General features: G+C 54.3%; 10 protein-coding genes and 2 pseudogenes. 6 read left to right on the plus strand and 6 right to left on the minus strand.

Annotated features, from left to right (window positions below; all coding sequences use genetic code 11):
- Positions 1-76 precede the first annotated feature (76 nt).
- Positions 77-1,894 (minus strand): diguanylate cyclase, encoded by a 1,818-nt coding sequence (locus QW71_RS14865; RefSeq protein WP_039299639.1) that lies wholly within the window; start codon positions 1,892-1,894, stop codon positions 77-79.
- A gap of 166 nt (positions 1,895-2,060) precedes the next feature.
- Here QW71_RS14865 and QW71_RS14870 point away from each other — a divergent pair, with 166 nt between their 5' ends.
- The 3 genes from QW71_RS14870 to QW71_RS14880 all read left to right on the plus strand — a co-directional run bounded on the left by QW71_RS14870 (position 2,061) and on the right by QW71_RS14880 (position 5,605).
- The gene (locus QW71_RS14870) at positions 2,061-2,450 is read left to right on the plus strand and encodes a metal-sensitive transcriptional regulator (protein ID WP_047013785.1); all 390 of its coding nucleotides are present in this window, start codon (positions 2,061-2,063) and stop codon (positions 2,448-2,450) included.
- A 380-nt stretch (positions 2,451-2,830) separates the two neighbouring features.
- A complete protein-coding gene (locus QW71_RS14875) occupies positions 2,831-3,031 on the plus strand; it encodes a copper ion binding protein (protein ID WP_039299488.1) in 201 nt (66 codons plus the stop codon).
- A gap of 120 nt (positions 3,032-3,151) precedes the next feature.
- Positions 3,152-5,605 (plus strand): heavy metal translocating P-type ATPase, encoded by a 2,454-nt coding sequence (locus tag QW71_RS14880; RefSeq protein ID WP_039299491.1) that lies wholly within the window; start codon positions 3,152-3,154, stop codon positions 5,603-5,605.
- A gap of 679 nt (positions 5,606-6,284) precedes the next feature.
- On the opposite strand, the gene QW71_RS14890 is transcribed toward QW71_RS14880, so the two are convergent.
- Positions 6,285-7,235 carry a DMT family transporter gene (locus QW71_RS14890; RefSeq protein ID WP_039299499.1) on the minus strand — a complete coding sequence of 317 codons (951 nt, stop codon included), beginning with the start codon at positions 7,233-7,235 and terminating at the stop codon, positions 6,285-6,287.
- A 207-nt stretch (positions 7,236-7,442) separates the two neighbouring features.
- On the opposite strand from QW71_RS14890, the gene QW71_RS14895 reads away from it, so the two are divergent.
- Both QW71_RS14895 and nfsA read left to right on the plus strand, forming a co-directional pair.
- Complete coding sequence (locus QW71_RS14895; protein WP_039299502.1) at positions 7,443-8,786, plus strand: PLP-dependent aminotransferase family protein; 1,344 nt, start codon at positions 7,443-7,445, stop codon at positions 8,784-8,786.
- A gap of 91 nt (positions 8,787-8,877) precedes the next feature.
- Positions 8,878-9,621 (plus strand): oxygen-insensitive NADPH nitroreductase, encoded by a 744-nt coding sequence (nfsA, locus tag QW71_RS14900; RefSeq protein WP_039299641.1) that lies wholly within the window; start codon positions 8,878-8,880, stop codon positions 9,619-9,621.
- A 101-nt stretch (positions 9,622-9,722) separates the two neighbouring features.
- Here the strand turns inward: nfsA and QW71_RS14905 are convergent, their stop codons facing one another.
- Positions 9,723-11,222 carry a glycoside hydrolase family 30 beta sandwich domain-containing protein gene (locus tag QW71_RS14905; RefSeq protein WP_039299505.1) on the minus strand — a complete coding sequence of 500 codons (1,500 nt, stop codon included), beginning with the start codon at positions 11,220-11,222 and terminating at the stop codon, positions 9,723-9,725.
- A gap of 330 nt (positions 11,223-11,552) precedes the next feature.
- On the opposite strand from QW71_RS14905, the pseudogene QW71_RS14910 reads away from it, so the two are divergent.
- Positions 11,553-11,867 (plus strand): annotated as a pseudogene (locus QW71_RS14910) (response regulator transcription factor); the annotation flags it as partial.
- Between the two features lie 497 nt (positions 11,868-12,364).
- Here the strand turns inward: QW71_RS14910 and QW71_RS37115 are convergent.
- The 3 genes and pseudogenes from QW71_RS37115 to QW71_RS14925 form a co-directional block, all read right to left on the minus strand.
- Positions 12,365-13,218 (minus strand): annotated as a pseudogene (locus tag QW71_RS37115) (ABC transporter ATP-binding protein).
- Between the two features lie 91 nt (positions 13,219-13,309).
- The gene (locus QW71_RS14920) at positions 13,310-14,071 is read right to left on the minus strand and encodes an ABC transporter permease (protein ID WP_039299509.1); all 762 of its coding nucleotides are present in this window, start codon (positions 14,069-14,071) and stop codon (positions 13,310-13,312) included.
- Positions 14,068-14,361 (minus strand): MTH1187 family thiamine-binding protein, encoded by a 294-nt coding sequence (locus QW71_RS14925; RefSeq protein WP_039299512.1) that lies wholly within the window; start codon positions 14,359-14,361, stop codon positions 14,068-14,070. The genes QW71_RS14920 and QW71_RS14925 overlap by 4 nt, the downstream gene beginning before the upstream one ends.
- Positions 14,362-14,398: the final 37 nt, after the last annotated feature.

Here is a 14,398-nt window from a genome sequence, read left to right on the forward strand (position 1 = left end):
AAGAACGGCAGGACTTCTATGTATGGTATTCCCTTACAGGCGAACCTTTATCCGTAGCGGGGGTGCAGGCTTCCTCCTACATGGCCGCACCGCTTGAACGCAGCTCCCGGGCCTCAATATATCCGATGAACAGCTCAGTCAGCTCCGGGTCAAATTGGCTTCCCGCGCAGGCCCGCAGCTCCACAATAGCTTCCGCGAATGATTTGGTCGGCTGGTACGGACGCTCCGTGGTCATGGCATCGAACGAGTCGATAATGGTCAGCATCCGGCATAGCCGGGGAATCTCTTCTCCTTTGAAGCCGTACGGATACCCTTTGCCGTCATACCGTTCGTGGTGCAGCTCGATATAAGGGGCGAGATCCTTGTATTTATCGTTGGTAAGTGCCATCTCTTTGCCCCAGGTGACATGCCATTTGACCATCTCCCATTCCTCCGGCGCGAGCTTATCCTTCTTGTTAAGTATGCCCCAGGGAATCTCCAGCTTGCCGATATCGTGGATCAGTGCGCCGAGCGTGAACTGGCGTTTGGAGAGATTGTCCAGCGCCAGCAGCTCGCTGATGTCCATGGCATAGCGGAATACTCGTTTGGAATGCTTGAAGGTCTCCAGATCCTTGTACATAAAAAGATTAAGCTGCTGCTCAATATCGCGCACATCCTGGCTGAAATCGATGTCACGCTCCAAGAGAGACTGGTTACCGTAGACGTGGACCATGTTCTTGCCCTGTTTTTTGGCATAGTACAGCGCCTGATCGGCATGGTCGACCAGCTCTGACTTGAAGTGGACATCCGGCCGGTATCCGGCTACGCCTGCGGAGAACGCCAGACAGCCCTGCGGGAAGATCTCGCTGCCTTCAAAAATAGAATTGTTGAGTGTTTTGCGCAGCTTTTCGATGAATTGCTTGGCCGTCACGGCATCGTAGCCCGGCATCAGCAGGGTGAATTCTTCACCGCCATATCTGGAGACAATAATATCGGTGGACCCGGTTTCCTTCTTCAGCAGGTCAGCCAGAAAAACGATCAGCCCGTCGCCCTTAAGATGGCCGAAGTGATCATTGTATTTCTTGAAATCATCAATATCAATCATGGCCAGGGAGAGTGCGCTGCCGCCTGCCTGCGATCTGCGCATTTCTTCTTCAAGCGCCGCTTCGAAATAGCTGTGGTTAAACAGTCCGGTACGTTGATCACGGTTGGCCCGCTCTTCAATGTCACGGTACATGCTGAACAGCCGTTTGAAGGAATAGGAGATCAGTACACTGAGGCCCAGGAACAAGGCCAGGCCGGTAATTCCGTTGTAAAAAAGCAGAACGGTCAGCACCAGGGAGAGCACCAGCGTACACAGATACGCCAATACGGCGTCTGTCAGCATTGCTTTGAGTGTATTGTAGAGATTCTCATGGAAAATTATGTAGTAGAAGAAGCCGACAAGCAGCAGGTTCAGGATGAAATAAACAGCCATGGCACCGATGTATGCTGTCAGATGGCTGCTGAGAAGCGGTCCCTGCCGGCCCCCGAACCACGAGAAGATAAAGGCTGCGGAAGTGATCATGATACAGTACACGGCGAAATTATTGAGATGCTTCCAGAGTGGAGTGCTTCCCCATTCGATGAATAGCAGTACGATGGAGCAGAGCAGGAGAACCAGAAGGGCGGACGGGGCGCCGAAGATAAAGATGCAGGCCAGATAGATGGAAGAATCCAGTGACAGCCCGTTCCCCTGCGGAGGCAGCTGAAAGGTGAAGACTGTAAGGAGGACGGCCGCGCCTGACATGGCGGTAACCCAGCCCCAATCAGATGTGGAGAGTTGAAGAATTTGCGGTTCCGTTTGATAAATGAACAAGCCCAGCCCTGCGAGGCATATGGTAAAGGAGTACAAATAGCTCCTGCGGCGATGCATCTGGCTGATGATTGATTTGAGCACTGCTCCTCCTCCATTCGCGTAGTTGTAGATGTTTTATTCTAGGAGATTCGCGTTTACACCAAGAATCTCCTGCTAAATCATGACAAATCCGCATGTGTTATAGGATAAGGGAGGTAAGTTGCGGTGAGGTCTTGACATACCCATGGGGGGTATATTATATTGTTACTTGAGGAGGCTGATTCCTGTGTCAACAAATGAGAAGGAGCATGCCGGGCATGACTGCGGCGAGGATTGCCATTCTTCTGCATCCGGTGTCCGCAAGAGCCATCATTCCCCGGAATTCAAGAATGGACTGACCACCCGGCTTAACCGGATTGAGGGACAGATCCGCGGCGTCAAAGGCATGATTGAACGGGATACCTACTGTGATGATGTGCTTAATCAGCTGGCGGCGGTGCAGGCGGCACTGAACAGTGTCGGCAAGCTGCTGCTTGAGGGCCATATGAAGAGCTGCATTATCGAGCGGATCGAAGCCGGCGAGCATGAGGTTATCGATGAGCTGCTGATTACGGTGAATAAGCTGATGAAATAGAGGTTGGCCTGGATAAGCAGAGCTCTGAAATTCATGCAAGGGTGGCGGGCGTAACTGCGGTGAATGTTTGAACTTTCGGCCGCTGTTGTCCCAGGATTTCTTTGATTTAAACCGCTATTTGCGGTAGAAATCCGGTGACAAAGGCGGTCGCTGGCGCTCCTACAGTTTCAAAATTCCCCTCCGTTACTTTCATCCCTTGTTTGGATTTAATAGTTCAAGTTATCCAGGCTGTGGTGGGGAAGGAAGCAATGAAAAGCTAAGTGCTTGCTATTGAAAACTAAGCGCAAGCTTACAAAGCCGGTTTGTTGCGGTGAAGAATCAGGGAGCTATGCTCCCTAAAAGGTAGCGAATGCTAACCAAACTTTTAGGAGGGTAATCAAATGTCGAACGTAACATTGAATGTAGAAGGAATGTCTTGTGGTCACTGTGTAAGTGCTGTAGAGAAAGCTGTGAGCGGCGTTGGGGCTGCGGCGAAGGTAGATCTTCCGGCGAAGACGGTAGCGGTTGAATTTGACGAGAACACTGTAAGCCTGGATGCAATCAAGGCGGCTATTGAGGATCAGGGCTACGACGTAGTTTAAGTGAAGAATTGTAATGTAAGGGCTTGGAGCCGGGAACCCTAGAGCAATAGGGCCGGGCGCCAATGCCTTTTCTTTTAAAGATAAATATACCCCTTGGGGGTATAGGGAGGTGCGTGAATCATGGAAAAGAGTGCAGAACCGGTCCAGCAGCAGGCTACGCTGCAGATTACCGGGATGACCTGCTCCGCTTGTGCGGCGCGGATCGAGAAGGGATTGTCCCGCATGGAGGGGGTATCCCGGGCGAATGTCAATCTGGCGCTGGAGCAGGCAACGGTGGGATTTGATCCGAAGGTCGCTGGCGTTCCGCAGATTGAGGAGAAGATCCGTTCGCTTGGCTATGATACGCTGAAGGAATCGGCGGATTTCGATATTACGGGCATGACCTGTGCGGCATGCTCGGCCAGAATTGAGAAGGTGCTGGGACGGATGCCCGGGATTGCCGCAGTGAATGTGAATCTGGCGCTGGAGACAGCACATGTGGAATATTCGCCGGGTAATATCAGTACAGCCGAGATTATGGATAAGGTGAGCAGCATCGGCTACAAGGCGGCACTGAAGCAGGACCGCAAGGATATCGCCGGACAACGCGGAGAGGAGATTACGCGCAAGCGCAATAAGTGGATGATCTCCGCCCTGCTGTCTTTGCCGCTGCTTTGGGCTATGGCGGGCCATTTCTCCTTCACTACCTGGATCTGGACGCCGGAGCTATTCATGAATCCCTGGTTCCAACTGGTGCTGGCGACTCCGGTACAGTTCTTCATCGGCTGGCAGTTCTATGTCAGCGCTTATAAGGCACTTAAGAACGGCAGCGCCAATATGGATGTGCTGGTGGTACTGGGCACCTCAGCCGCTTATTTCTACAGTCTGTACCTGACGGTGGATTCCTTGAACATGAGCGGTATGCACCATACGGTGGAGCTGTACTTCGAGACCAGTGCGGTTCTGATTACATTGATCCTCGTAGGCAAGTGGTTCGAGGCGCTGGCCAAAGGGCGTTCATCGGATGCGATCCGCAGCCTGATGGGGCTTCAGGCCAAGACTGCGCTGGTGCTGCGTAACGGTGCGGAGCTGAACATTCCCGTAGAGGATGTAGTAATCGGAGACATCGTGCTGGTGAAGCCCGGCACGAAGGTTCCTGTAGACGGTGAAGTGGTAGAGGGACTGTCCTCAGTCGATGAATCCATGCTCACCGGTGAGAGCATCCCGGTGGAGAAGAAGCCGGGTGACTCCGTGATCGGAGCGACGCTGAACAAGAACGGCATGCTGCGGGTCAAAGCCCGCAAGGTCGGCCGTGATACGGCACTGGCACAGATCATCAGAGTAGTGGAAGAAGCCCAAGGCTCCAAGGCGCCGATTCAGCGGGTCGCCGATGTCATCTCCGGCATCTTCGTGCCGATTGTTGTCGGCATTGCCGCTGTTACCTTCGGGATCTGGTATCTCTGGGTGGCACCCGGACAGTTCGCCGAGGCCCTGGAGAAAGCTATCGCAGTGCTAGTCATTGCCTGTCCGTGCGCACTTGGGCTGGCAACCCCGACCTCCATTATGGCCGGTTCCGGCCGGGCCGCTGAATTCGGCATCCTGTTCAAGGGTGGAGATCATCTGGAGGCTGCACAGGGCGTCAAGGTTGTGGTAGTGGATAAGACGGGAACGGTGACCAACGGGAAGCCGGTGCTGACCGATATTATAGCGACTGCCGGAAATGAGACACAGGGCAGGGTGCTTGCTGAGAATCGTCTGTTGTCGATTACAGCGGCTGCGGAGAAGCTCTCGGAGCATCCGCTGGCGGATGCTATTGTGGCAGGCGCACAGGGCAGAGGCATTGATCTTCCGCCTGCCGAACAGTTCGAGGCTGTGCCGGGCCGCGGCGTGTCGGCTGTCGTAGACGGCCGGAAGGTGAGCGTAGGGACGCGGCGGATGATGATAGAGAACGGGCTGGATATTGAAGCCTGGACGGGGATCATGACCCGGCTTGAGCATGAAGGCAAAACAGCGATGCTGATCTCTGTGGAGGATGCGGTAGCGGGAGTAGTGGCAGTGGCGGACACGATCAAGGAAACCTCGCGCGCGGCCGTAGCCAGATTGCAGGATATGGGTATCGAGGTCGTAATGATTACCGGCGACAACAAGATTACGGCTCAGGCTATTGCGGAACAGGCGGGCATCCACACGGTGCTGGCAGAGGTGCTGCCGGAAGGCAAGGCAGCCGAGATCCGCAGACTGCAGGAAGGCGGAGTCAAGGTCGCCATGGTCGGCGACGGCATCAACGATGCACCGGCGCTGGCGACAGCAGATACGGGGATGGCTATCGGCACGGGTACGGATGTGGCGATGGAGGCAGCGGATATTACGCTGATGCGCGGTGACCTGATGAGTATCCCTGATGCCATTCTGATGAGCCGCAAAACCATGCGCAACATCAAGCAGAATCTGTTCTGGGCGCTTGCTTACAATACCATTGGAATCCCCATTGCTGCGCTGGGCTTCCTGGCTCCGTGGCTGGCCGGTGCAGCAATGGCCTTCAGCTCTGTATCCGTTGTGCTGAATGCGCTGCGGCTGCAGCGGGTCAAGCTGTAATGTTCACTGCTTCTGCTGCAGACGGAGCGATCCGGACTTGAGTGCCGATAACCGGCTGAGCGCCGATAACCAAAGAACCGCCGGAGCGTTAATGCCGGCGGTTCTTTGTGTCGCCGCCGAAAGCGGAACAAGGGAGGAAATGAGGGGCATTAGTGCCCTTGATTCCGCCGAAAGCGGGCCAAAGGAGGAAATGAGGGGCATTAGTGCCCTTGATTCCGCCGAAAGCTGGACAAGGGAGGGAATGAGGAGCACTAGTGCCCATGATTCCGCCGAAAATGTACCAAAGGAGGAGATGAGGAGCACTAGTGCCCTTGATTCCGCCGAAAATAGGCGAAAGGGAGGAAATGAGGGGCATTAGTGCCCTTGATTCTGCCGAAAGCTGGCCGAAAGGTAACCGGACCCAATGTATGCAAAAAATCGAATACAATGTGCTCTGCGAAGGTAACCGTGCCTAATGTATGCGAAAAATCGAATACAATGTGCCTCCGCGAAGGTAACCGGACCTGTATGCGAAAAATCGAATACAATGTGCCTCCGCGAAGGTAACCGGACCAATTGTATGCGAAAAAATCGAATACAATGTGCCTCCGCAAAGGTGACCGGGCCTAATGTATGCGAAAAATCGAATACAATGTGCCTTCCTAGAAGTAGTCTGAATAAAGCCATGTGGAAAAGCGCACTACCTGCTTGCAGACTCGTCCCGGCCGGCAACCTGCACGCCAGGCTTGTTCCGGCCCAGCCGGTTGGTGCCGATTACCCCGGCTATGATCAGAAGAGATCCGATCCAGTGGTACACTGTAATCTCTTCCCCCAGGAAGAATGCTCCGGCTGCAATGGAGACGATGGTTGAGAGATTGGTGAACACGCTCATGAGTGAAGCTTCGATTTTGGACAAGATATAAGTTGAAGTCAGGGTAGTCACCAGCGAGGCTATGACTCCCAGATATACAGCAGACAGGATAAAGGTGCCGCTCCCTAGCGGGCTCAGGAATTCGCTGAAGGTTCCGCTGGCTGCATGTCCGGTGAGCGAAATGATCAGGAAGATTGCGAAGCCGATCCCCATCATGAGGTAGCTGAGTTCAGCGGGGCTGAAGTGCCTGGAGAGTGAACGGGCCAGCACGCTGTATCCGGCAAACGCGAGACAAGTCAGGAACAACAGCACAATCCCGGTCATATTGGATAGCTGAATACTGCTTCCCTTCATGACGAAGATAAACACAACGCCAAATACCGACAGGAAAATACACAGCTTTTGCAGCAGAGAGGTCTTCTCCTTCAAGAAAAGAGAAGCGATGATCATCGTCACGACCGGAGTGAACGAATAGAGAATTCCGCCCTCGGCAGAGGTGGCACGCTGAAGTCCGAATACCTGAAGGGTGAAGAATCCCAGCGGATACATCGCTGCCAGCAGCAGTGCCCGGCCAACCGGCTTGCCGCGGTAGGAGATTTTGACCCAGCCGAAGGCGACCGGGACCGACATCACTGCAAACGAAGCAGCGAAACGGTAGGTTAGTGTATCGAGCGGTCCGGCATGGCCGAGAGCCACTTTGGTGAACAGGAATGAGAATCCGATAATGACCGCATTGAGTACGGCAAAACTATAAGCCAGCTTGAGTCCTTGCTGCTGCATAGGTACATCTCCTTTGTGTGAGTAAGACTGGATGCTGTAAACATCGTATGTGTTACTTTAAAATTAAAGGGAATTCAGCAGCAGAACAATACCGCCTTTCCGTTACTGTACCGGTACAGTTTGTTGTTTCCTGTATAATAATTGAAGAATGATAGAGGTATCATGAAAAGCAGGCCGTAAAATGAAGGAGATGGGAGGCGAGGCAGCGTGAAAAAGTATCATTCGGTTGTATCGGAGATAGAGAAGCGGATGAAGGAAGGACAGTACCGTCCTGGGGAAAAGCTGCCTTCCGTGCGCAGTGCCGCAGCATTCTACGGCTGCAGTGTCAGCACCATTCTGCGGGCCTACGGGGAGCTGGAGAGGACACATGCCATATATTCGATTCCGCAGAGCGGCTATTATATGGTGGAGAAGACGGAAGAACCCGGACCTGCCGGGGGCAGCGGAACAATCGACTTCGCTTCGGCATCGCCCGATCTGAACGTATTTCCGTATCTGGATTTCCAGCATTGCCTTAACAAGGCGATTGACCATTACAAATACAACCTGTTCACTTACGGGGATGCGCAGGGACTGGATTCGCTGCGCCGCACGCTGGTGTCTCATCTGGCGGAGTATCAGGTTTTTGCCAAGGCAGAGCGGATTATCATTACTTCGGGAATCCAGCAGGCACTGGAGATTCTGGCCAGAATGCCGTTCCCCAGCGGCAGGACGGAGATCCTCGTTGAACAGCCGGGGTATGATATTTATTTGAGGTATTTGGAGGCGGAGGGACTGCCTGTCAGCGGAATCGGCCGCTCCGCAGCCGGCATTAACCTGCGGGAGCTGGAGGAGCGGTTCGCAAGCGGCAGGTTTAAATTGTTCTATACCATGCCCAGGTATCATAATCCGCTCGGAACATCTTACAGTACAGCAGAGCGGCAGGCTATTGCCAGACTGGCAGGCAAATACGATGTGTATATCGTTGAGGATGATTACATGGCTGATCTGGGTGCCGGACGGCAATTTGATCCTGTATACGCGTATGACCAGACTTCACATGTGATTTATTTGAAAAGCTTCTCCAAAATCATCTTCCCCGGCCTTAGGCTGGGGGCGGTTGTGCTGCCGGAACCGCTGCTGGAGACCTTCCGCGCCTATAAAGGATACACGGACACCTCGCTGTTATCCCAGGCAGCGCTTGAGGTATATATCAAGAACGGCATGTATGAGCACCACAGGCACAAAATAAAAGCGATGTACGCAAAAAGAATCCAGGCGGTGTATGAGGCGCTCCGGCGGCACAATACGGAGCGTCTGATTGAGGCCTCTGCGGACAGCTCTGGCGTCTACATACAATTCAAATTGCCGGTAACCGTGAATCTGGAACGGCTGGTCAAACGGCTGGGAGAGCGGAAGATCAGCGTCGTACCCGGTAATGGATTCTATTTACCCTATTACCGGGCCCGGGACAAGTTCATACGCATCAGTATTTCCCGCGCCGGGCTGGACCAGATTGATGAGGGGATCAAGGGTATAGTCCAGGAGGTGAAGCGGGGGAGCGGATGGTAACGCGAAGGCCCTCCTGTTGTCTGGATATTAAATTGTGTTCATAATATTCCTATATAACTGTGAAAAGAGAGGCGAACCTACTGTGAAACCTGTGAATGAAACCCTTGAGCTGTTGAACCGTCATACCTCCGTCCGCCAGTTTCAGGACAAGCCGGTCAGTGACGAGCTGCTCGCTGCCATTATCGGGGCGGGGCAGATGGCCTCCACCTCCAGCAATGTACAGGCTTATAGCGTAATTGCCGTAACGGAGCCTGCACTTAAAGCGCAGCTGTCCGCCTTATCCGGCAATCAGGCGTATATCGAGCAGTGCCCGGTCTTCCTGGTCTGGTGCGCCGACCTGTACCGGCTGCGTGAGGCAGCGGCTCCCCATCTGCAGGGGGCGCCATCCTATGAGGACAGTACAGAGAATCTAATCGTTGCCACCGTCGATGTGGCGCTCGCGGCGCAGAATGCTGCGGTTGCCGCCGAATCGCTCGGTCTTGGCATCGTGTATATCGGCGGCGTCCGCAATAATATTGCCGGGCTGTCAGAGCTGTTGGGCCTGCCTGAGCTGGTCTACCCGGTATTCGGCATGTGTCTTGGTTATCCCGCTGCTGTGAATGGAGTGCGGCCGCGTCTGCCGCTGCAGGCTGTGCTGCATCATAATAGTTATGATGCCGAAGCCGCATTGCAGCAGGCCGGGGTGTATGACGGAATCTCACGGGACTATATGCGTGAGCGGACCGGTGGCCAAAGTGAGGCCTCGTGGTCGGAGATCATGGCGAAGCGCCAGGCCCAGCCGTCAAGAATGCATATGAAAGAGTTCCTGCTGGGCAAAGGGTTCATGCAGAGATAACCGGTTAAAGTGTGTAACTGAAGCTATATGGATAACAAAAGAAGCCTTCCCCCTTAAAGAAAGGGCGAAGGCTTCTTGCTGTTTACAGGATTCAGCCCGCTTTAGAACGGATTGCCGTACCACTTATATGTCATCACTGACTTGGCGGGCACATTTACGATAAACGACTGGCTGCCCCATTGTATCTTGACGTTCTTGGCCGAGGTCTGCGGATTATAAGCGACAACTACCTTGGAGCCGTCGGGATTCTTGAACGCCACATTCTTCAGATCATTGCTGGTGTTGGTCTGGATGCGGTAAGCACCCGGAACGACAAATTTGCTGAAGTGGCCCAGCAGATAATATTGCTTGGTATAAGTGACATTGTTCTCCGGATTGCTGTTTGAATTGTCGGAGTTCTGAACAGTGACCATGCCCCGGTTGGTGTTGTAGGCGGACAGCAGGGCAGGACCGTCTTTCTGATCAAGTGCGGCGTTCCAGAGAATAATCGATTTGGACCAGTTGCGAGTAATATTGATGAATTCAGTAATCATGTTGTCGAAGCCCTGGCTTGTGCCGTTCTGCGGATCATTCCAGGTGCCGAACCCTCCCTCTGTGAACCAGATGTCTTTATCAGGATGGGCATTATGCATGGAGGTCATCTGCGAGCCGTCGCCGCTGTCGTAGTGATGGAAGGCGCTGCCGGCGATATAGCTTGCTTTGCCGGAGTTTTTCAGATTCTGAACGACCGTATCCGGGAAGCTCCAGTTCAGATAATTATGGTCAAAAGCAATGATCTTGGTATTGATCCCGGCGTTCTGCAAAGTTGGGCCCAGGTAGTCTCCGATGAAGCCGGTCTCATCCTGCTCGTTCATGCCCATCGAGGGGTAAGCTCCGGTTTCATACATGGGCTCGTTCTGTACGGTGACGGCATAAATGGGAATCCCCTGGGCCTGATAGGCCTGAATGTATTTTTTGAAATAATCGGCGTAGGTCTGATAGTACTCAGCTTTGAGCTTGCCGCCGTTCAGGGTGCCGGAATACTTCATCCAGGCCGGGGCGCTCCACGGTGAAGCAAACACCTTGATACCGGGGTTCTTGGCAATCGCGGCTTTGACCATTGGAACGATATAAGGCAGATCACGGCTAATCGTGAACTGGCCGAGTGAGGTGTCCCCAGCCGTGTCATCATACGTGTAGGCCGACCAGGTGAAGTCCGAGCTGCCCATCGGCTGCCGCAGCACACTCAAGCCAATACCGGTGTTGCCAAACAGCTTCTCCATCACCTCGGCCCTCTTGGCGGCATTCAGCTTATAGTTCAGCAGCCAGGCTGAAGAGTCGGTCAGGGAAACGCCGAATCCATCCATTTGCTGATAGGTGGTGCCTTCGTTAACAGTAATTGTATAATCGCTGCTTCCGGTGGCGGCGCTGAAGCTCTTATCCCCGATGCGTGTCAAGCGGGCACCAGTGCTTAATCCGACAGCCGGCTCCGTATTCGGATCTGAGGTGGATATCCATACCTCTGCCGTTTCCCCTGCAGCCGAAACCGGTTGCGGCGCAATGCCTCCGCTGCCCGCAAGCAGCGTGGCGATCAGCGCTGCCAGTCCAATTCTTTTGATCATACCTTAAACTCCTCTCGATTATGCAGAAATGTAATCGCTTACTTTTATGGCAGGATTATCTTAAATCAATCGTCCATAAAAATCAATAATTTCCTTAAAAAGTTATTCATCCGGGTGACAGTTGTCACCTTGAACGAATGACAGTCCATACTGATGTTCATTTTCGGCCTCCTGTACTATAGAAATATAGCCGGAGGGCATATGGATACGGAGGGATACAGAATGGATCATGTGATCGAAATGAAGAATGCCAGCAGAAGCTTTCATGATACAAAAGCGGTAGACGGCGTCAGCTTCACCATTAACAGAGGTTCCATTACAGCAGTGCTCGGGCCCAACGGAGCAGGGCTGAAGGATGAGCCGGTGGACAAGCTGGCGGAGGCGATCCGCCGGGTGATGGGCGGGCACCGGGAGGTGTCCCCCGAGCTGGTCTTCGGCAGCCTGCGGGAAGAGAACCCGCTGTCGGACCGGGAGCGGGAGATTCTGAAGCTGGCCGGAGCGGGCCGGAGTGCCGGGGAGATCGCCTCGGCGCTGCATCTCTCCTACGGCACCGTCCGCAATTACATCTCGGAGATTCTCGGCAAGCTGGAAGTGAAGAGCCGGATTGAAGCGGTGCGGCTGGCTGAGGAGAAGGGCTGGATGTAGGAACAACAGCTGACCCCGAAATCTGCTGGAAAAATGAATCTGTTGTACTTTGTACAGCAGAAATCTGTAAAGACAGTGTTACTGGATGAATATTCAGAAATCGGTTGTACGAAATACAACAGAATGGGATTTATCTCTGAACATTGGGAATTCTGTTGCACCAAATGCAATCACTGAGACAATTAAGCTTCTTAAGGTCACATGAACAGGCATTATGTTGTACGAAGTGCAACTCTGGTACCCCTATAATAGGGTGTTTGGGAGAATTGTTGTACGAAATACAGCAGTTCTCCCGCTAAGCCGCTTTGAGAAGGAGAAATGCTGCCTTTTGTACAACAATCTTGGATCAGAGGCGGGGATTAGGAGGGGAATGTTGTATTTAGTGCAGGATTTCTCCGGAATTCCGGAAAATGTGACTCCTCACCGCAAACGGCAGGTCATCGGGAAATGTGAATAGCTAGGTTCAGCATACATGGGCCGAATAGCGCCGACTCACGTCAAAGGCTCTTGGCCTGCTCCTCGCGCATCCACAGCGAGAGCTGGCGCTTGAGCTGCAGGAACTCCGGCGCATCGGTGATTTCATCGCGGCGCGGACGCGGGAACGGCACATCGACGGTGTGCAGGACGGAGCCGGGACGTCCGGAGAAGACATAGATGCGGCTGGAGAGCAGCAGCGCTTCTTCGATGTTGTGGGTGATGAACAGCACGGAGCGGCGGTTCTCCTCCCACAGCTCCAGCAGCCAGCGCTGCATCTGCTCGCGCGTCAGCGCATCGAGTGCGCTGAACGGCTCGTCCAGCAGCATCAGCTCCTGCGGAGCGAGCATGGCCCGCAGGAAGGCGGCCCGCTGCTGCATGCCGCCGGACAGCATATGCGGATAAGCGCGCTCGAATCCGCCCAGGCCGACCTTGGCCAGCCAGTGGCGTGCCGCTTCGCGAGCCCGCGAGCCTCCGCTTGCGGCGCGCCCTGCAGCTCGGCGCCGAGCAGGACGTTGTCCAGCGTGCTCCGCCACGGGAACAGCGCGGGCTGCTGCGGCATATAGCTGATCTTGCCGCGCTGCCCGGTAACCGGGATGCCGTCCATGCTGACGGTTCCGGCATCCGGCAGCGTCAGGCCGCCGATAATGTGGAACAGGGTGCTTTTGCCGCAGCCGGAAGGGCCGACAATGGAGACGAATTCCTGCGGCTCTACCGTCAGCGACACCTGATCCAGCACATGCGTCCCCCGGCGGCGGTGCGTGAACGACTTGGAGACGCTGCTGACTTCAAGTGCAGGCGGTGCACTTCTGGCCTCATCAAGGCTGCTGCCGGGGCCGTCCTTCTTGAGCTGTACGCTATTCGTGAGTGGAGACACTTCGGTCAGCTCCTTCTATATAGAAATCTTTGTACTTAAGGCTTTATCTCAAACGTGCTCAGTATAGCGGTGTATTGTTACCCTATGCGTGTTAAGCTTCCTTGCGCGGTTTCCAGCGCACGAGCCATTTCTCCAGCAGGGCAATCAGTGCGAACAGCACCAGACTCAGCAGCACAATAATGACAATGGCCACGAACATCCGGTCCGTGCGGTAAGAGGCCTTTTGCAGCAGCATATAATAGCCGATACCTTTGTCCGCGCCAATCCACTCGGCAACCACTGCGCCCATGACGGCATAGGTTGCGGAGATTTTGAGCCCTGAGAACAGGGAGGGCAGGGAGCCGGGAAGCTCCAGCTTGGTGAAGATCTGCCAGTTGCTTGCGCCGGCCATTTTCATATAGTTCAACATTACCCGGTCGCTTTGCGCCAGCCCGCCCATGGCCGCTACGGCTACCGGGAAGAAGCAGACGAGGGTGATCAGGACGATTTTGGGCAGCAGGCCGAAGCCGAACCAGATAATGAGCAGCGGTCCAAGGGCAATGGAGGGCACATTCTGGCTGAGGATCAGCAGCGGATAGAGCGCTCTTTTGAGCCAGGGCAGCAGATGCAGCAGCAGAGCCACAATGAGGCCGATGCCGGTGCCGACCGGGAAGCCGATCAGGGTCAGCCGCAGCGTTGCGGCCGTATGCGCCCAGATCCCGGAGGCGTTGCCGCGTGATTCACGCGCGATATCGGACGGGCTCGGCAGCTGCCAGGCCGGGATATGGAACACCGATACCGCAATTTGCCATGCGCCCAGAAAAAAGATGACCGCCACAAGGGGCGGCCAGATTTGTCTCCAGGTGCTTCTCACGGCCGGTATTTCTCCGTCAGCTTGTCCATGCTAATGCCGCTGGGATTATGGGCGATCTTGATCTGGGAGATCACGCTCGGGCTGCCGGAGGCAATCAGTGCCTCATGCATCTGGCGTACAACTTCCAGCAGCTCCGTGAGCTCGCCTTCCATGGTAGTATCAAGCGGATTCACCTGATGTTTAACCCCCGACTTCTGAATTACCTCAATCGCAGTGTCCACGTAAGGGATCGAATCCTCATTGTTTGGAGTCTTGGGAATTACCTGAATGCTAAGCAGTGTATTAGCCATTTATTATTCATTCCTCTCATGTGAGTTAGTGTCAGTA

The organism is Paenibacillus sp. IHB B 3415 (genome assembly GCF_000802655.2).
Taxonomy (GTDB): Bacteria; Bacillota; Bacilli; order Paenibacillales; family Paenibacillaceae; genus Paenibacillus_AQ; species Paenibacillus_AQ phytohabitans.